Annotated in this window: 16 protein-coding genes; 10 read left to right on the top strand and 6 right to left on the bottom strand. The window is 73.3% G+C overall.

From position 1 onward, the window contains the following. Positions 1 to 318 precede the first annotated feature (318 nt). From xylB to ACTT8P_RS17330, 7 genes are all read left to right on the top strand, one after another. A complete protein-coding gene (gene xylB, locus ACTT8P_RS17360) occupies positions 319 to 1,764 on the top strand; it encodes a xylulokinase (protein WP_442832553.1) in 1,446 nt (481 codons plus the stop codon). A gap of 105 nt (positions 1,765 to 1,869) precedes the next feature. Continuing rightward, entirely contained in the window at positions 1,870 to 3,078 is a 1,209-nt protein-coding gene (locus ACTT8P_RS17355; protein WP_442832552.1) for an ROK family protein, read from the top strand. 513 nt (positions 3,079 to 3,591) lie between these two features. Beyond that, on the top strand, positions 3,592 to 4,194 hold the full coding sequence (locus ACTT8P_RS17350) for an N-acetylmuramoyl-L-alanine amidase (protein WP_442832551.1): 603 nt from the start codon (positions 3,592 to 3,594) through the stop codon (positions 4,192 to 4,194). A gap of 135 nt (positions 4,195 to 4,329) precedes the next feature. Then, entirely contained in the window at positions 4,330 to 5,460 is a 1,131-nt protein-coding gene (locus ACTT8P_RS17345) for a GH12 family glycosyl hydrolase domain-containing protein (RefSeq protein WP_442832550.1), read from the top strand. An 87-nt stretch (positions 5,461 to 5,547) separates the two neighbouring features. Beyond that, positions 5,548 to 6,645 carry a lytic polysaccharide monooxygenase gene (locus tag ACTT8P_RS17340; RefSeq protein WP_442832549.1) on the top strand — a complete coding sequence of 366 codons (1,098 nt, stop codon included), beginning with the start codon at positions 5,548 to 5,550 and terminating at the stop codon, positions 6,643 to 6,645. A 188-nt stretch (positions 6,646 to 6,833) separates the two neighbouring features. Then, a complete protein-coding gene (locus tag ACTT8P_RS17335) occupies positions 6,834 to 7,223 on the top strand; it encodes a luciferase domain-containing protein (RefSeq protein WP_442832548.1) in 390 nt (129 codons plus the stop codon). Between the two features lie 184 nt (positions 7,224 to 7,407). Beyond that, a complete protein-coding gene (locus ACTT8P_RS17330) occupies positions 7,408 to 8,619 on the top strand; it encodes a phosphodiester glycosidase family protein (RefSeq protein WP_442832547.1) in 1,212 nt (403 codons plus the stop codon). 30 nt (positions 8,620 to 8,649) lie between these two features. On the opposite strand, the gene ACTT8P_RS17325 is transcribed toward ACTT8P_RS17330, so the two are convergent. From ACTT8P_RS17325 to ACTT8P_RS17300, 6 genes are all read right to left on the bottom strand, one after another. Continuing rightward, positions 8,650 to 8,844, bottom strand: a complete 195-nt coding sequence (locus tag ACTT8P_RS17325) for a hypothetical protein (RefSeq protein ID WP_442832546.1) — start codon at positions 8,842 to 8,844, stop codon at positions 8,650 to 8,652. A 117-nt stretch (positions 8,845 to 8,961) separates the two neighbouring features. Beyond that, entirely contained in the window at positions 8,962 to 9,825 is an 864-nt protein-coding gene (locus ACTT8P_RS17320) for a phosphatidylinositol-specific phospholipase C/glycerophosphodiester phosphodiesterase family protein (RefSeq protein WP_442832545.1), read from the bottom strand. A gap of 207 nt (positions 9,826 to 10,032) precedes the next feature. Then, entirely contained in the window at positions 10,033 to 11,115 is a 1,083-nt protein-coding gene (locus ACTT8P_RS17315) for an acyl-CoA dehydrogenase family protein (protein ID WP_442832544.1), read from the bottom strand. Beyond that, positions 11,112 to 12,293: an acyl-CoA dehydrogenase family protein gene (locus ACTT8P_RS17310; RefSeq protein WP_442832543.1), complete on the bottom strand. Its 1,182-nt coding sequence runs from the start codon at positions 12,291 to 12,293 to the stop codon at positions 11,112 to 11,114. The genes ACTT8P_RS17315 and ACTT8P_RS17310 overlap by 4 nt, the downstream gene beginning before the upstream one ends. Beyond that, entirely contained in the window at positions 12,290 to 13,261 is a 972-nt protein-coding gene (locus ACTT8P_RS17305; protein WP_442832542.1) for an NADPH:quinone oxidoreductase family protein, read from the bottom strand. Before ACTT8P_RS17305 ends, ACTT8P_RS17310 begins: the two co-directional genes overlap by 4 nt. Positions 13,262 to 13,345: 84 nt before the next feature. Beyond that, positions 13,346 to 13,921 carry a helix-turn-helix domain-containing protein gene (locus ACTT8P_RS17300; RefSeq protein ID WP_442832541.1) on the bottom strand — a complete coding sequence of 192 codons (576 nt, stop codon included), beginning with the start codon at positions 13,919 to 13,921 and terminating at the stop codon, positions 13,346 to 13,348. Between the two features lie 87 nt (positions 13,922 to 14,008). On the opposite strand from ACTT8P_RS17300, the gene ACTT8P_RS17295 reads away from it, so the two are divergent. The 3 genes from ACTT8P_RS17295 to ACTT8P_RS17285 all read left to right on the top strand — a co-directional run bounded on the left by ACTT8P_RS17295 (position 14,009) and on the right by ACTT8P_RS17285 (position 17,075). Further along, complete coding sequence (locus ACTT8P_RS17295; protein WP_442832540.1) at positions 14,009 to 14,962, top strand: NAD(P)/FAD-dependent oxidoreductase; 954 nt, start codon at positions 14,009 to 14,011, stop codon at positions 14,960 to 14,962. A 116-nt stretch (positions 14,963 to 15,078) separates the two neighbouring features. Beyond that, a complete protein-coding gene (locus ACTT8P_RS17290; protein ID WP_442832539.1) occupies positions 15,079 to 16,617 on the top strand; it encodes an ATP-dependent DNA ligase in 1,539 nt (512 codons plus the stop codon). Continuing rightward, positions 16,614 to 17,075, top strand: coding sequence for an NUDIX domain-containing protein (locus ACTT8P_RS17285; RefSeq protein WP_442832538.1), 462 nt, complete (start codon positions 16,614 to 16,616; stop codon positions 17,073 to 17,075). Before ACTT8P_RS17290 ends, ACTT8P_RS17285 begins: the two co-directional genes overlap by 4 nt. Positions 17,076 to 17,095: the final 20 nt, after the last annotated feature.

Raw genomic sequence — 17,095 nt, 5'->3', positions numbered from 1 at the left:
ACCGGATCCAGCTCCGGCCGCGTCGCGTCCCCGAACGGATCCCGGCCCTGCCAGCCAACGGTCCACAGACCGAACGTAAACCTGTCCTCGGGAGTGGGCTGGTAGCTCATGTCACGGCTCCTTGCTCGCTTGCGGCTATTTCGTCATGGCACTTTACAAATTAGTATGCGGACGCATTCCTGGGAAGGGACAGGGTGTCTCCGAGGAGTGACGGCCGTGATCCCGCGGCCCGGATCCTCGATGCGGAAGCCCGTTAGGAGACACTCCTGGAACCCCAGGCCGGAATCGCGCAGAGCCGCGGAAAGAGGGAGTAGCCCGATGTCAGCAGCCGAGGGTCCGCTCGTCGTCGGCGTGGACACGTCCACCCAGTCCACCAAGGCACTGGTCGTCGACGTGCCCACCGGTCGGGTCGTCGCGAGCGGCCAGGCCCCGCACACCGTGTCGTCGGGGGCGGGCCGCGAGAGCGATCCGCGCCAGTGGTGGGACGCCCTGTGCGAGGCCCTGCGCCAGTGCGGCGAGGCGGCGCACGAGGCGGCCGCGGTGTCGGTCGGCGGACAGCAGCACGGCCTGGTCACGCTGGACGCGCGGGGCGAGCCGGTACGTCCGGCGCTGCTCTGGAACGACGTGCGTTCCGCGCCGCACGCGCGGCGTCTGGTCGAGGAGCTGGGCGGCCCCAAGGCGTGGGCGGAGCGCACGGGCAGTGTGCCCAGCGCCTCGTTCACGGTCACCAAGTGGGCCTGGCTGGCCGAGCACGAGCCGGCGGCCGTCCGCGCCACCAAGGCGGTACGCCTCCCCCACGACTACCTCACCGAGCGGCTCACCGGCGAGGGGACCACCGACCGCGGCGACGCGTCCGGCACCGGCTGGTGGGCGTCCGGGACGGAGGCGTACGACGAGGAGACCCTCGCGCGCGTGGGCCTGGATCCGGCACTGTTGCCCCGGGTCGTGCGGCCCGGCGAGGTGGCCGGCACCGTGCGCGGCGGTCAGGACCTGCCGTTCGCCACGGGCACCCTGGTCGCGCCCGGTACCGGCGACAACGCGGCTGCCGCGCTGGGCCTGGGGGTCAGTCCCGGCGTGCCGGTGATGAGCCTGGGGACGTCGGGCACGGTGTACGCGGTGTCGCGGCACCGCTCCGCCGACCCGACGGGCACGGTGGCGGGTTTCGCCGACGCGCGCGGCGACTGGCTGCCGCTGGCCTGCACCCTCAACTGCACCCTCGCCGTGGACCGGGTCGCGACGCTGCTCGGGCTGGACCGGGAGGCCGTCGAGCCCGGCACCGGCGTCACCCTCCTGCCGTACCTCGACGGCGAGCGCACCCCCAACCTGCCGGGCGCCTCCGGCCTGCTGCACGGACTGCGCCACGACACGACCGGCGGCCAGGTGCTCCAGGCCGCCTACGACGGGGCCGTGCACGCCCTGCTGGGCGCCCTGGACCTGGTCCTCGACGCGGACGCCGACCCCGCCGCTCCCCTGCTGCTGATCGGCGGCGGCGCCCGCGGCACGGCCTGGCAGCAGACCGTACGGCGGCTGTCGGGACGCCCGGTGCAGATTCCCGAGGCCCGGGAACTGGTGGCGCTCGGCGCGGCGGCGCAGGCGGCCGGGCTGCTGACCGGGGAGGACGCGGCAGCGGTCGCGCGGCGCTGGAACACCGCCGCCGGGCCGGTACTGGACGCCGTGGAGCGAGACGAGGCGACGCTGGCGCGGATCTCCGGAGTACTCTCCGACGCGGCCCCGCTGCTGGAGCGGAGCGCGCCCACCAGGTGAGCGCCGCGCTCCGCGCCTTCCGCGCCGACGCGCGCGGCGGCGTGCCGGGGGCAGCAGGATGCGTCACGCGCGTCGACATGGACATCGACCGAGAACCGAGGAGGCATGACCGCACCGCCGCACACCGCGCACCCGGCGGGGTCCGGGCGCCCGCTGCCGGACACCCAACAGGGCATGCGCCGCCGCAATCTCGCCCGGGTGATGCACACCGTCCGCGCCGAGGGCCGGCTCTCCCGGGCCGCCGTCGCGTCACGGATCGGGCTGACCCGGGCGGCGGTGTCGACCCTCGTCGACGAGCTCATCCGCTCGGGTCTGCTGGAGGAACTGGGACCCGAGCGCCCGGGACGGGTGGGCCGGCCCGGATCGGCGCTCGCGGTCAGCGCGAGCGGACCCGCCGGGATCGGTGCGGAGATCGGTGTCGACCATCTCGCGGTGTGCGCGGTCGACCTGCGCGGGCGGATGCGGGCCCGGGCGGTCCGCCACGGCGGCAACCGCGGCCGCTCCGCCGGACCGGTGCTCGAACAGCTCACCGGCCTGGTCCGGCGGGTCGTCACGGAGGCCGAGGCGGAAGGGCTGTGGCCGGCCGGGCTGGCCGTGGCGGTACCAGGTCTGGTGGCACGGGACGCCACGACCGTCGTACGGGCTCCCAACCTCGACTGGCACGACACCGACCTCGGCGAACTACTGGCCGCGGACCTGCCGCTGACCGTGGACAACGAGGCCAACTTCGGCGCGCTCGCCGAACTGTGGCTCGGTGACCGCACGCCACGGGACTTCCTGCACGTCTCGGCCGAGATCGGCATCGGCGCGGCGGTGGTCGTGGACGGGCGGCTGCTGCGCGGCACCCGGGGTTTCGCCGGTGAGTTGGGGCATGTTCCGGTGCACCCCGACGGCCCCGCGTGCGCCTGCGGCGGACACGGCTGTCTGGAGCAGTACGCCGGCGAGGAGGCGGTCCTGCGCGCGTCCGGTCTGACACCGGGCGAGAACCGCGTCGGTCTGCTCGCGCAGCGCGCGACGGAAGGCGACGAGCGGGTACGGCGTGCCCTGACCGGTGCGGGAACCGCGCTCGGTATCGCGCTGACCGGCGCGGTGAACTTGCTGGACCCCGAGAGTGTGGTGCTGGGTGGTGCCCTGGCCGAGCTCGCCCCCTGGCTGCTGCCCGCGCTCAGCGAGGAACTGGCCCGGCGCACCGCGGGTCCGGCCTGCCCGGTGACCGTGTCCGCCCTGGGGCCGCAGGGGCCGCTGCTGGGCGCCGCGCACTCGGTCGTGCGGACGGTGCTGGACGACCCGGCGGCGATCGCGGAACGGGCCTGAGCCGTCCGCACCCGGTACGCCGGGCGTCCTCCGGTCTGCTCCGCCATCCCGGGGCGCATCCGGCCCGCTCCGGCTTCCCCGGTCTCATCCGGCCCGCTTTGGCATCCCCGGCCTCATCCGGCCGGCTCCCGCTTTCCCGGCCTCATCCGGCCTGACCCGACCGCCCCGCCCCGACGACCGCGCGCCTCTCTCAAACGCCCCGCGCCACACCGTCCCGAACGCCGCCCACGCCACACAGCTGGCCCCCACTCGATCGGGTGACGGAGTTATCCACAGGCGGACGGCTGTCCACCGGCCACCGCCCCTTCCTTCTGCCCAACCCGCGCTCCCCGTACCGTGCTTCACGCGGAACGCAACCGCCACGAAAACGGCGGACGCCATCACCGGACCCCGCGCCACCTGGCGGCGGGCCCGGGTCATGACAGTGCTCGTGCGGGTGTGCGCGCCACCCTGAGCACACCACCCGAAAAAGTCCCCGAGCCCCGCATCCCCGATCTCCGAAAGGCGACCCCCATGGAACGAGCACGCCCCCTCCCCACCCGACGACGGCTCCTCGCCGGCGGCGCCGCCCTCGTCGCCGCTCCGTACGTGCTGCTGTCGGGCACCCGGGCCGAAGCGCGGCCCCAGGACGTCGACCAGCCGAACGCCGAGTGGCAGCCGGCGAGCGGTTCGAACTACACCGTTTCCAGCCGCCCGACGGCCCATCCCGTCAATTACGTGGTCATCCACGTCACCCAGGAGACTTACGGAGACACCCTGGCCATCTTCCAGAACCCGCAGAAGAAAGTGTCCGCGCACTATGTGGTGCGCTCCTCCGACGGACACCTCGCGCAGTGCGTCCGCGAGGCCGACATCGCCTGGCACGCGGGCAACTGGGACTACAACACCCGCAGCATCGGGATCGAGCACGAGGGATGGGTGGACCAGCCGGCGTACTTCACCGACGCGCTGTACGAGAGCTCGGCGGCGCTGACCTCGGCGATCTGTGCGAGATACGGCATTCCCAAGGACCGGGCACACATCATCGGGCACCACGAGGTGCCGGGCAGCGACCACACGGACCCGGGTCCGCGGTGGGACTGGTCCCGCTACATCAGACTGGTCAACCTCATGTGACCGCGCCGAACCGGCCGGTCCGCCCTCCGCACACTCTCGGCCGCGCGAGGTCTTGTCAGGGACATGAACAACTCCTACAGTCCCCCACGACAAGCGATGGGAGCGCTCCCACCCCTCCCCAGAGAGGACCCCCACATGCAACCGTCCCCGCATCGGGCCCCCACCCTGCGCGGCCTCCTCGGAGCGCTGCTCATGGCCCTCTCCCTCATCGCGGTGCTCGCCACGACCGCGGCACCGGCCGGCGCCGCCGACACCACGATCTGCGAGCAGTACGGAACGGCCACGATCCAGGACCGTTACGTCGTCCAGAACAACCGCTGGGGCACCAGCGCCGAGCAGTGCGTCACCGTGACCGGCACCGGCTTCCAGGTGAGCCAAGCGGACGGCTCGGTACCGACCAACGGCGCGCCGAAGTCGTACCCGTCGGTCTTCAACGGCTGCCACTACACCGTCTGTTCGCCGGGTACCGCGCTTCCCGCCCGCGTCGACGGCATATCGAGCGCGCCCAGCAGCGTCTCGTACGGTTTCGTCGACGACGCCGTGTACAACGCCTCGTACGACATCTGGCTGGACCCGACGCCGCGGACCGACGGGGTGAACCGGACCGAGATCATGATCTGGTTCGACCGGGTCGGTCCGATCCAGCCGATCGGCTCCCAGGTCGGCACGGCCACGGTCGGCGGGCGGAGCTGGGAGGTGTGGTCGGGCGGCAACGGTTCCAACGACGTGCTGTCCTTCGTCGCGCCGGCGGCCGTCGACAGCTGGAGCTTCGACGTCATGGACTTCGTCCGGCAGGCCGTCTCCCGCGGCCTCGCGGGCAGCGACTGGTACCTGACCAGCGTGCAGGCCGGTTTCGAGCCCTGGCAGAACGGCGCGGGACTGTCGGTCGACGCGTTCTCGTCGGCCATCGTGACCGGCGGTGAGGAGCCGACCGATCCCGGCACCCCGGCCGCCTGCGAGGTGACCTACAGCACGCAGGTCTGGCCGGGCGGCTTCACCGCCGACGTCCGGGTCGGCAATACCGGCCCGGCGCCCGTGGACGACTGGCGGCTGGCCTTCACCCTGCCGTCCGGGCAGCAGATCACGCACGCCTGGAACGCGTCGGTGACCCCGGCGACAGGTGCCGTGACGGTGCGCGGGCCGGACCACGCGCCGCGGATCGCGGCGGGCGGCAGCCAGACCTTCGGCTTCCAGGGCACCTACAGCGGGACGTTCACCGAGCCGGCCGGCTTCACCCTGAACGGCACCGCCTGCACCACCGCCTGAGGGCTCCGGCCCGGACCAACCAGGGCCGGCCGCATCAGCGAAAGGACCCGCACCACACCCGACACCACATCAGGAACTGGAGATTCCATGGCTCGACGCAGCAGACTCCTCTCCCTCGCGGCGGTACTGGCCACCCTGCTCGGCGCGCTCGGGCTGACCGTCCTCGGGCAGAGCGAGGCGGAGGCGCACGGCGTGGCGATGACGCCCGGTTCACGCACCTACCTCTGCCAACTGGACGCCATCACCGGCACCGGCGCCCTGGATCCGACCAATCCCGCCTGCCAGGACGCGCTGGACGAGAGCGGAGCGACGGCGCTGTACAACTGGTTCGCCGTGCTCGACTCCAACGCGGGCGGCCGGGGCGCCGGTTACGTGCCGGACGGCACGCTGTGCAGTGCCGGTGACCGTTCGCCGTACGACTTCGCCGCCTACAACGCCGCCCGCGCCGACTGGCCGAAGACCCATCTGACGTCCGGGGCGTCGATCCAGTTGCAGTACAGCAACTGGGCCGCCCATCCGGGTGACTTCCGGGTCTATCTGACCGAGCCCGGCTGGTCGCCGACCTCCCAGCTGGGCTGGGACGACCTGGAGCTGATACAGACGGTCACCAATCCGCCACAGCAGGGCTCGGCGGGGAGCAACGGCGGTCACTACTACTGGGACCTGGCGCTGCCGTCGGGCCGCTCCGGTGACGCGCTGCTCTTCATCCAGTGGGTGCGGTCGGACAGCCAGGAGAACTTCTTCTCCTGCTCCGACATCGTCTTCGACGGCGGCAACGGCGAGGTGACCGGCATCCGCGGCTCCGGCGGCACTCCGGAGCCGACCCCGGCCCCGACCCCGACCCCCACCCCGACGCCGACCGATCCGCCGCACACGGGGTCCTGCATGGCGGTGTACACCGTGCAGAACAGCTGGAGCGGCGGCTTCCAGGGTTCCGTGGAGGTGATGAACCACGGAACGGAACCCCGTAACGGCTGGGCCGTGCAGTGGACGCCCGGCGTCGGCACCCGGATCAACAGTGTGTGGAACGGAGCGCTGTCCACCGGGTCCGACGGTTCCGTCACGGTGCGGAACGTGGACCACAACCGGGCCATAGCCGCGGACGGCAGCGTGACCTTCGGGTTCACCGCGACCTCCACCGGCAACGACTATCCGATCGGGACGATCGGCTGCCTGGACGAGTAGGAACGCGTGGTCGTCCGTACGACCATGATCTATTGTGCTCACGACGACGGAGCGCCGCGTATGACCGCGCGGCGCTTCCCGTGCGTTTGACGCGGTCGGGTTCCGCGGGCCGGACCGATTACCTCACGCCCCGGTTACAAATCGCTCAACTACTGGTTGCCGGACGGTAATGGAGCGACGATAGGGGCATGACTCTGGCCCAGCGTGCCCTGGAGCGACTACAGGACTGGCCCGACCTCACGGCGGGGCCGGCCAGCTGCGGTACCGGACAGGCGCTCCGCTCCGTCCGTGACGAGATCGTCCACTTCCACTCGGACCGGGACGTGGACCTGCACCTGACCCAACGGGCCATCCAGCGTTTCCATTACGACCTCGGCGGTTCCAGCGCGATCCATCTGGTCCCCGGTTCCCGCTGGGTGACCGTGCATCTGGACTGCGAGACCGATGTCGACCTCCTGCTGAGCCTGGTGAGCATCGCGCTCAAGGCGCACCAGACCCGGCCCACCGCGGAGCCGCCGGCCGGCTGCAACTTCCACCGGGTCACGGTGCTCCATCGCGACGGCGTCCTGGACGGCTGAGACACGAGACACCGGGCCGGCCGCGACGGCGCCGCCGTCGCCCGCGTCCTCCATTCGGCACCGCCGAGGGAGTGCGTTTTGCCGCCCTTTCCCGCGTCTTCGGCCCTCGGTGGCCGCCGCGGCAACCGTGATCTGATGCACTTCCCCTGATCCCGAGCGACTGACGAGACATCAGGGGGCGTCTGTGACGCGTCGTGCAGCACTCCGCCGGACACTGGCGTTCCTGGTCGCCCTCGGCGCGCTGGTGGGCGCGGCGCCGGCCGGCGCCGTACCGGCGGCCGTGGAGATCGCGCCGGGGGTGACCTACGAGGAGTTCGACCTGCCGGCGGCGGGCGGGACCACTCACGTCCATGTGCTCGGTGTCGACCTCGGCGTCCCCGACACCCGGCTCGGGCTGCTCTACCCGGGGGCGGTGGCGGCGCGGGCCACGGTCTCCCGGATGGCCGGCGACCAGGGCGCCGTCGGGGGCGTCAACGGGGACTTCTTCAACATCACCGAGAGCCAGCACCCGGGCGTCGAGGCGACCGGCGCGAGCGTGGGCCCGGCGATCGCCGAGGGCCGGGCGCTGAAGGGAGCGGTGCCGAACGGGCAGCGCTTCGGTCCGGCCATGCCGTCCGGCGTCACCACCGAGGCGGTCTTCGGGGTCGGCGCCGACCGGCGGGCCCGGCTCGACCGGCTGGCCCTGGACGGGAAGGTCAGCACGCCGGAGGGCACGCTGCCGCTCGGTGGGTTCAACCAGTACGCGCTGCCGGTCGACTCGGTCGGCGCCTTCACCGGCGAGTGGGGCAGCGCCTCCCGGGCGCGGGCCACCTGCGGCACGGACACGGACCGGGCCGCCGCGTGCAGTACGGAGACCTACGAGGTGACGGTCCGCGACGGCCGGGTCGTCTCCGCGTCCGGCACTCCCGGCGGCGGAGCGATCGCCCCGGACACGACGGTGCTGGTGGGCCGCGAGGAGGGGGCGCGGCAGCTGCGGAAGGTCGCCACCGGGGACGCCGTGACGGTCAGTCACAGCCTGGTGGCGTCGGCGTCCCAGGAGGCGTTCGGTTTCGCGCTCGGCGGCTATCCGGTGCTGTCGGGCGGCGAACCGCTGCCGGGGCTGGACGACCGCACGTCGGCCGTGCGGACCGCGGTGGGCATCGCGGACGCCGGGCGGCGCGTACTGCTGCTCGCGGTGGACGGCTCGTCGGCGTACCGGTCCGGCCTGACCATCGCCGAGGTCGCCGAGGCGCTGCGGGCACGGGGGTCGACGGAGGGGTTCAGCCTGGACGGCGGCGGCTCGACGACGCTGGTGACCCGGGCACCGGGCGCGAGCACGGTCGCGGTGCGCAACCACCCCAGCGGCGGGGCCGAGCGCCCCGTCCCGAACGGGATCGGGGTCTTCTCGGCCGCCTGACGCACGAACCGCTGCCCAGGAGCGGAGAGGTCAGGGTCTGAGGCCGCTCACGATCTCGGCCGTGGCGACGAGCCCGCTGTTGATGGTGGGCGCCATGCTGGTGCCGGCCAGGTAGAAGCCGAGCAGCAGGCAGACGAGCGCGTGGGAGACCTTCAGCCCGCCGTTGCGCAGGAAGATCACCGCCAAAATCGCGAGCAGCAGCACCACAGAGATGGAAACGGCCATCGTCAACCTCCTCCGCCACGCCGCATGTCTGGTTCACGGCGTTCGGCCGCAAGTGTGGCGTAGCGGAGGGTTCGTCCGGGCGGCTGACATGTCCTCCGAACGTGTGGTGTCCGGCGGCTACGCCGCCTCGCGGGCGTCGAGGAACGCCTCCAGGCCGGCCAGGTCGTCGGTGTTGAGGTGGTCGACGCCGGCCGCGACCAGTTCCGTCCACACCGCGTCCCGGGCGGGTCCGGCGAGGTCGGGCGTGGCCCAGAAGCGGACCCGCTGGCCGCGGGCGTGCGCGGCGCCGACGATGTCGTGCAGCTTGCGCCGTTCGGCGGCGGGGAAGGCGCCGACGCCCTGCCAGGTGAAGTTGTTGGTCCAGTTGTCGCTGATCAGCGGGATGAGGGAGGCGGGCGCGGCGGTGCCGAGGTCGGTGAGGCGGCCGTCGTAGAAGGCGCGGCGCTCGGTCCCTGCCGCCAGGGGCACCCGGGCCGCGCGGTCGCCGGAGATCACGGCGGTGACCGGGCCGGTGCGCACCCTGCCGTGCGCGTACGTGGTGAACAGGTGCCGGTAGCGGCGCAGGTGCCGGTCGAGTTCGAGGTAGGTCGAGGCGCCCTCGGTCTTGATGTCGATGAGCAGTTGCAGCGGGCGGTGCTCGCCCCGGTAGACGTGGCCGCCCTGCGCGCGGACCCGGGCGGCGAGCGGGTCGAGGTAGAGGGACTCCAGGGTGCGGGCCGGGTCGAGGTCGACCGCGTCGTGGGCGACGAGGAGTTGGCCGTCGACGAGGTAGATGTCGGCCTCGACGCTGCCGAAGCGGTGGTCGAGGGCGTCGAGGAGGGGGCGGGGGTGCTCGTAGTCGTTGTGGGCGTGGGCGCGCCACAACGGGCGGGGGCGGTGGGGGTGTTCGCCGGCCAGCGCGGTGCCGGCGGGCAGGGCGACCGCGCCCGCGAGGGCGGCGCCGAGGGTGGTGAGGGCTCTGCGACGGGTGGTGAGGGCCATTGCTCTGCCTCCCTGGTAGGCCTTACGGGACCTCAGTGAGTATGCGAGGTGGGAGGCGGCGAGGAGCAGGGCCGTGCGGGGAAGTTGGCCCAAGGGCCCGCACCTGTTCACTTGGTGCGGGCCGGGAACACGAAACGAGCCCGCTGGCTTCGGGCGCGGCACACGAAGAAGCCCGCCCGGATTCGGGCGGGCTTTTCCTGCGAGGCGCTACGGCGCCGGCAGCTCCACCAGCGCGGCCAGCGCCGTGCGGTGGGCGCCCGCCGTGCCGTAGGCGATCGAGTCGGCCTTGGCCCGCTTCAGGTACAGGTGGACGGGGTGTTCCCAGGTCATGCCGATGCCGCCGTGCAGTTGGAGGGCCTCCTCGGCGGCGCGGACGGCGACGGGGGCCGCGTACGCCTGCGCGACCGCGACCGGCACGTCCGCGTCCTGGCCGGTGGCCAGCGCGTCGGCGGCGTTGCGGGCGGCGGCGCGCAGGTGGACGGTCTCCAGCCACAGCGCGGCCAGCCGGTGCTTGAGCGCCTGGAAGCCGCCGACCGGCCGGTTGAACTGCTTGCGCTCCTTGAGGTAGCGCACCGTTTCGGTCAGCGTCCAGTCGGCCAGCCCCAGTTGTTCCGAGGCGAGCAGTCCGGCACCGGCGCGCAGGGCGCGGCGGACGGCGGGTCGCGCGTCGCCCAGCCGCTCGCCCGGCGCTCCGTCGAACGAGACGTCGGCCACCGGCCGGGTCAGGTCCAGGGAGGTGCGCGGGGTGACGGCCGCGTCGGCGGCGCGCACCGCGTACAGGCCGCCGTCGTCGGCGGGGACCAGCAGGACGTCGGCGACGGCGGCGTCCGCGATGCCGGTCAGCGTGCCGTGCAGGGCGCCGTCTTCCAGGCGTACGGCGGGGAAGGCGGCGTCGGGGCCGGTGTGCAGGCCGACCGCGAGGGCGGCGATCCGGCGGCCGGTGGCCAGCTCGGCCAGCCACTCCCCGGCGGCGCAGCCGAGCAGCGCCTCGGTGGCGACGACGGCGCTGGTCAGGTACGGAACGGGGGCGACGGCCCGGCCCAGTTCCTCCAGCACGACGGCCGCCTCGCGGTGGCCGGCGCCCTGGCCGCCGTACTCCTCGGGGATCAGCAGTCCGGCCAGGCCCATGGACTCGGTGAGGGCCTTCCAGGCGGTCAGGTCGTGCGGGGTGTCCGTCTCGGTGCGGGCGATGACGCCGGCCGGGTCGCAGTGGTCGGTGAGCAGGTCCCGGACGGCGGCGCGCAGCGCCTCCTCTTCCTCCGAGTACAGCAGGTCGCGCTGCGCGTTCATCGGGCCAGGTCCTTCCAGGCGACGTCCTTGTCGGTGCGCGGTTCGGCGGGCAGGCCGAGGACGCGTTCGGCGACGATGTTCAGCAGGATCTCGCTGGTGCCGCCCTCGATGCTGTTGCCCTTGGAGCGCAGGTAGCGGTAGCCGGCGTCGCGGCCGGTGAAGTCCACCAGTTCCGGGCGGCGCATGGTCCAGTCGTCGTAGAGCAGGCCCTCTGCGCCGCGCAGTTCCACCTCCAGGCCGCTGATCTCCTGGTTGAGGCGGGCGAAGGCGAGTTTCATGCCGGCGCCCTCGGGGCCGGGGTGGCCGACGGCGAGCTGCTGGCCGAGGCGTTCGCCGGTGAGCCGGGCGACCTCGGCCTCGACCCACAGGGTGAGCAGGCGCTGGTGCAGGTCGTGGGTGCGCAGTTCGGGGCGGTCCCGCCAGGTCCTCGCGACCGGGCCGATCATGCCGCCCTCGCGGGGCAGGCGGCGGCCGCCGATGGCGACGCGTTCGTTGTTGAGGGTGGTCTGCGCGACCCGCCAGCCGTCACCGATCTCACCGAGGCGCCGGGTGTCGGGGATGCGGACGCCGGTGAGGAAGACCTCGTTGAACTCGGCCTCGCCGGTGATCTGCCGCAGTGGCCGGACCTCGACACCCGGGTCGGTCATGTCGCAGACGAAGTAGGTGATGCCCCGGTGTTTGGGGACGTCGGGGTCGGTGCGGGCGATGAGGATGGCCCAGCGGGCGAGGTGCGCGCTGGAGGTCCACACCTTCTGCCCGTCGACCACCCAGCTCTCGCCGTCCCGCACCGCGCGGGTGCCGAGCGCGGCGAGGTCGGAGCCGGCGCCGGGCTCGCTGAACAGCTGGCACCACACCTCCTCGCCGGTCCACAGCGGCCGCAGGAAGCGCTGCTTCTGCTCGTCGGCACCGTACTTGAGGATGGTCGGGGCGGCCATGCCGAGGCCGATGCCGATCCGCCGGGGGTCGTTGTCGGGGGCGTCCGCGGCGGCCAGTTCGGCGTCGACGACGGGCTGCAGGGTGCGGGGCGCGCCGAGGCCGCCGAGACCCTCGGGGAAGTGCACCCAGGCCAGGCCCGCGTCGAAGCGGGCCCGCAGGAAGTCGAGACGGTCGGTGGTGGCGGGCGGGTGCGCGGCCAGCAACTCGGCGGTACGGCGGCGCAGTTCCTCGGCGTCGGTCATGCGGCGGCTTCCTTCTCCAGGACGACGGCCACCCGGCCGGTCGTCACACCGTCGGCGACCCGCTGCACGGCCCCGGCCGCGCCGTCGAGCGGCACCCGGTCGCTGACCAGGGGCTTGACCGCGCCACGGGCGGCCAGCTCGGTGAGCCGCTCGTGGCATTCCAGGACCAGTCGCGGGTTCTTGGTGTTGTACAGGCCCCAGTGCAGGCCGAGGATCGCGTAGTTCTTCACCAGGGCGTGGTTGAGGGCGGCGCTCGGGATGTCCCCGCTGGCGAAGCCGACGATCACGATCCGGCCCTCGAAGGCGACCACCTTGGTGGACTGCTTGAAGGCGGCGCCGCCCACCGGGTCGTAGATCACGTCCGCGCCGCGTCCGCCGGTGGCCTCCTTGACGGCGGCGATCACGTCCTCGCTCTTGCGGTCGATCACCGTGTCGCAGCCCAGCTCCCGGGCGACGGCGGCCTTCTCGGCGCCGCCGACGACACCGATGACCGTGGCCCCGGCGGCCTTGCCGAGCTGTACGGCCGCGCTGCCGACACCGCCCGCGGCGGCGTGCACCAGCAGGGTCTCGCCGGCCTGGAGGGCGGCCCGGCGGTGCAGGCCGAACCAGCCGGTCTGGTAGCCGATGTGCAGGGCGGCGGCCTCGGCGTCGTCCAGGGCGTCCGGCGCGGGCAGCAGGGCTGCGGCGTCCGCGACGGTGTACTCGGCGAACCCGCCGTGCGGCAGCGCGGGATTGGCCAGCACCCGGCGGCCGTCCTCGGTCTCGGCGCACACCTCCACACCCGGCGTGAACGGCAGCGGCGGCCTGATCTGGTACTGGCCCCGGCACAGCAGCGCGTCCGGGAAGTTGACGTTCGCCGCGCGGACCCGCAGCAGCACCTGGCCGTCGCCCGGCGTCGGCGGCGGGACCTCCGCCAGGCGCATCACCTCGCCCGGCTCGCCGTTCTCGTGCACCTGCCATGCCTGCATGCGGGCCTCCACCGACTGCGTCGTCCGTCCGGGGTCCACCGCATACTAAGCGGTCGCTTGCCGATCAGGGAACCGTCCCGGGCGTCACGATCGGGTGGAGGACCTCGCCCGTACGTGCACCCGCTCGCCCTGCGGCCCGAAGAGGCTGAGGAACTCCACCGGCTCCTCCCCCGCCGCCCCGAACCAGTGCGGCACTCTCGTGTCGAACTCGACGGCCTCGCCCGCACCGACCACCAGATCGTGCTCCCCCAGCAGCACCCGCAACCGTCCGGACAGCACGTAGAGCCACTCGTACCCCTCGTGGGTGCGCCGGTCGGGTTCCTCCTGCCGGGGCGGCACCAGCACCTTGAACGCCTGGAGGCCGCCGGGCTGGCGGGTGAGCGGCCAGTAGGTGCGGCCATGCCGCTGGATCGGCTTGGCCCGTACCCGCGGGTCGCCGACCGGCGGCGCGCCGACCAGTTCGTCCAGCGGCACCTGGTGGGCCTGGGCGATCGGCAGCAGCAGTTCGAGGCTGGGCTTGCGCAGCCCGGACTCCAGGCGGGAGAGGGTGCTCAGCGAGATGCCGGTCGCCTCGGCGAGCGCGGCGAGGGTGACCTCTCGGTCCTTGCGGAGCTGCCGCAGCCGGGGGCCGACACCGGCGAGTACGTCGTCCTTCGTCATGGCTTTATTGCAGAACCGGCAAATGTGTTTGTCAATCCCGCACCGTTTGGGCGACGGTCGGCCGTGGAGGTGGTCACGGTGACCGAAATGAGTGACGAGATGAGCGAGCAGTACGACGTGGTCGTGATCGGCGGCGGCTCCGCCGGGCTGTCGGCCGGGCTGGTGCTGGGCCGGGCCCGGCGGCGGGCCCTGGTCGTGGACGCCGGACAGCCGCGCAACGCGCCGGCCGCGCACATGCAGGGCTATCTGTCCCGGGACGGCATGCCGCCCGCCGAGTTCCTGGCGATCGGCCGCGAGGAGGTCGCGTCCTACGGTGTCGAGCTGGTCCGGGACCGGGCGGTCCGCGTCGCCCGGGGCGAGGACTTCGCCGTGGAGCTGGCCGGCGGGCGGACCGTGCGGGCCAGGCGGCTGGTCGTCACCACCGGGCTGAAGGACGAGCTGCCCGAGATCCCCGGGGTCGCGGAGCGGTTCGGCCGGGACGTGCTGCACTGTCCGTTCTGCCACGGCTGGGAGGTGCGGGACGAGCGGTTCGGGGTGCTGGCGAGCAGCGCGATGAGCGTGCACCAGGCGCTCATGGTCAGCGGCTGGTCCGACGACGTGACGCTGTTCCTGCACACCGTCGACGAGTCCGAACTGTCCGACCAGGACCTGCGCCGGCTGGCCGCGGCCGGGGTGAAGGTGGTGCCCGGGGAGGTCGCCGGGCTGGTGGTCGAGGACGACCGGGTCAGCGGCGTACGCCTGGTGGACGGGGCGGTGCACGAGCGGTCGGTGGTGTTCGTCGCCCCGCGTGCCGTGCCGCGGACCGGTCTGCTGGAGCAGCTCGGCGCCGAGCTGACCGAGACCCCGTTCGGCGCGTATCCCGTGGTGGACCCGACCGGTCTGACCAGCGTGCCGGGGGTGTACGCCGCGGGCAACACGATGGGTTTCGGCGAGCAGGTGGTGCACGCGGTGAGCGGCGGCTACCGGGCGGCGGCCGCGATCGTCGGCGACCTGATCATGTCGGATCTGGACGCCTCGCTGGACACCTCGCCGCTGGGCTGAGCCCGCGGGAGAGGACCGTGCCGGGTGCGTCTTGTCGGACCTGGACGCCTCACTCAACGCCTCCCCGCCGAACCGAGCACGTGTGAGAGCGCCGTTCCCGGTGCACCATGAAGGGCATGCTGCTTGCCCGGCTGGCCCGTGTGTCCCAGGAGGTCGCCGCCACCTCGGCGCGGTCCCGCAAGACGGCCCTGCTCGCCGAGTTGTTCCGGGAGACGGAGGCGGCCGACGTACCGGTCGTCATCCCCTATCTCGCGGGACGGCTGCCGCAGGGCCGGATCGGCGTCGGCTGGAAGGTGCTGGGCCGGCCGGTCGAGCCGGCCGCCGGACCGACGCTCACCGTGCGCGAGGTGGACGCCCGGCTGACCCGGCTCGCCGCCGTGTCCGGCGCCGGGTCGGGGGCCGAGCGGACCCGGCTGGTCGGGGAGCTGATGGGCGCGGCCACCGCGGACGAACAGCGCTTCCTGCTCGGGCTGCTCACCGGCGAGGTCCGGCAGGGCGCGCTGGACGCGGTCGCCGTGGAGGGGCTGGCGCAGGCCACCGGGGCGGCACCGGCGGACGTGCGGCGGGCGGTGATGCTGGCGGGGTCGCTCCAGACGGTGGCCGAGGCGCTGCTCGCCGACGGGCCGGGAGCGCTCGGCCGGTTCCGGCTCACCGTGGGCCGTCCGGTGCTGCCGATGCTGGCGCACAGCGCCTCCTCGGTGGCCGAGGCGACCGGGAAGCTCGGCGCCTGCGCGGTGGAGGAGAAACTCGACGGCATCCGGGTCCAGGTGCACCGCGACGGCGACGACGTACGGGTGTACACCCGCACCCTGGACGACATCACCGGCCGGCTGCCCGAGGTGACGGCGGCCGCGCTGGAGCTGCCCGGCGAGCGGTTCGTGCTGGACGGCGAGGTCATCTCCCTCGGTCCCGACGGGCGCCCCCGGTCCTTCCAGGAGACCGCCGGGCGGGTCGGCTCGCGCACGGACGTCGCCACGGCGGCGCGGGCGGTGCCCGTCTCGCCGGTCTTCTTCGACGCCCTGCTGGTCGACGGCCGCGACCTGCTCGACCTGCCGCTGACCGAGCGGCACGCGGAGCTGGCCCGGCTGGTGCCGGAGCCGATGCGGGTACGGCGGACGCTGATGGCTGAGGGAGAGGACGCGCGGGCGGCGGAGGACTTCCTCGCCGAGACCCTGGCGCGCGGTCACGAGGGGGTCGTGGTCAAGGGCCTGGCCGCCGGGTACAGCGCCGGGCGGCGCGGCGCCTCCTGGCTGAAGGTGAAGCCCGTACACACCCTGGACCTGGTGGTGCTGGCCGCCGAGTGGGGCCACGGCCGGCGCACCGGGAAGCTCTCCAACCTGCATCTGGGCGCCCGCGCGGAGGACGGTTCGTTCGTCATGCTCGGCAAGACCTTCAAGGGCATGACGGACGCGATGCTCACCTGGCAGACCGGGCACCTCACCGCACTCGCCGTCGAGGAGCACCGCTGGGGTGTGACGGTCCGCCCCGACCTGGTCGTCGAGATCGCCTACGACGGTCTCCAGCGCTCCACCCGCTATCCGGCCGGTGTCACCCTCCGCTTCGCCCGCGTGGTCCGCTACCGCGAGGACAAGCGCCCCGCGGACGCCGACACCCTCGAAACCCTGTTCGCCGCGCATCCCGAGGTGGCGCGGTGAAGCGCAGTGCCGGTCTGCTGCTGTACCGAGTGAGCGCCGAGGGCTTGGAGGTTCTCCTCGGCCACATGGGCGGCCCGTTCTTCGCCCGGCGCGACCAGGGCGCCTGGACGGTCCCCAAGGGTGAGTACGAGGAGGGGGAGGCCGCCTGGGACGCGGCCCGCCGCGAGTTCCAGGAGGAGCTGGGGCTGCCGCCGCCGGAGGGGGCCGGCGCCGTACCGCTCGGCGAGGTCCGGCAGTCCGGCGGCAAGCTGGTCACCGTGTGGGCGGTGGCGGCCGACCTCGATCCGGCGACGGTCGTGCCCGGCACGTTCCGGATGGAGTGGCCGCCGCGGTCGGGACGGGAACAGGAGTTCCCGGAGCTGGACCGGGTGGCCTGGTTCCCGCTGGACCGGGCGCGCGAGGTGATCGTCACGGCCCAGGCCGCGTTTCTCGACCGCCTGGCGGAGCACTCGGCCTGACGAGAGGCCCTTCGCGTCGC

It is taken from the genome of Streptomyces sp. JW3 (assembly GCF_052216785.1).
Taxonomy (GTDB): Bacteria; Actinomycetota; Actinomycetes; order Streptomycetales; family Streptomycetaceae; genus Streptomyces.
The sequence above is the reverse complement of the archived record's forward strand: the minus strand, read 5'-3'. Positions and strand labels throughout refer to the sequence as shown.

What these genes read in the sequence shown, in the direction of transcription:
- ACTT8P_RS17345 (WP_442832550.1), top strand. Translation starts at nt 4,330, where the DNA reads ATGCAACCGTCCCCGCATCGGGCCCCCACCCTGCGCGGCCTCCTCGGA.
- ACTT8P_RS17295 (WP_442832540.1), top strand. Translation starts at nt 14,009, where the DNA reads ATGAGTGACGAGATGAGCGAGCAGTACGACGTGGTCGTGATCGGCGGC.
- ACTT8P_RS17310 (WP_442832543.1), bottom strand. Translation starts at nt 12,293, where the DNA reads ATGACCGACGCCGAGGAACTGCGCCGCCGTACCGCCGAGTTGCTGGCC.
- ACTT8P_RS17290 (WP_442832539.1), top strand. Translation starts at nt 15,079, where the DNA reads ATGCTGCTTGCCCGGCTGGCCCGTGTGTCCCAGGAGGTCGCCGCCACC.
- ACTT8P_RS17320 (WP_442832545.1), bottom strand. Translation starts at nt 9,825, where the DNA reads ATGGCCCTCACCACCCGTCGCAGAGCCCTCACCACCCTCGGCGCCGCC.
- ACTT8P_RS17340 (WP_442832549.1), top strand. Translation starts at nt 5,548, where the DNA reads ATGGCTCGACGCAGCAGACTCCTCTCCCTCGCGGCGGTACTGGCCACC.
- ACTT8P_RS17350 (WP_442832551.1), top strand. Translation starts at nt 3,592, where the DNA reads ATGGAACGAGCACGCCCCCTCCCCACCCGACGACGGCTCCTCGCCGGC.
- ACTT8P_RS17335 (WP_442832548.1), top strand. Translation starts at nt 6,834, where the DNA reads ATGACTCTGGCCCAGCGTGCCCTGGAGCGACTACAGGACTGGCCCGAC.
- ACTT8P_RS17300 (WP_442832541.1), bottom strand. Translation starts at nt 13,921, where the DNA reads ATGACGAAGGACGACGTACTCGCCGGTGTCGGCCCCCGGCTGCGGCAG.
- ACTT8P_RS17325 (WP_442832546.1), bottom strand. Translation starts at nt 8,844, where the DNA reads ATGGCCGTTTCCATCTCTGTGGTGCTGCTGCTCGCGATTTTGGCGGTG.
- ACTT8P_RS17305 (WP_442832542.1), bottom strand. Translation starts at nt 13,261, where the DNA reads ATGCAGGCATGGCAGGTGCACGAGAACGGCGAGCCGGGCGAGGTGATG.
- ACTT8P_RS17355 (WP_442832552.1), top strand. Translation starts at nt 1,870, where the DNA reads ATGACCGCACCGCCGCACACCGCGCACCCGGCGGGGTCCGGGCGCCCG.
- xylB (WP_442832553.1), top strand. Translation starts at nt 319, where the DNA reads ATGTCAGCAGCCGAGGGTCCGCTCGTCGTCGGCGTGGACACGTCCACC.
- ACTT8P_RS17315 (WP_442832544.1), bottom strand. Translation starts at nt 11,115, where the DNA reads ATGAACGCGCAGCGCGACCTGCTGTACTCGGAGGAAGAGGAGGCGCTG.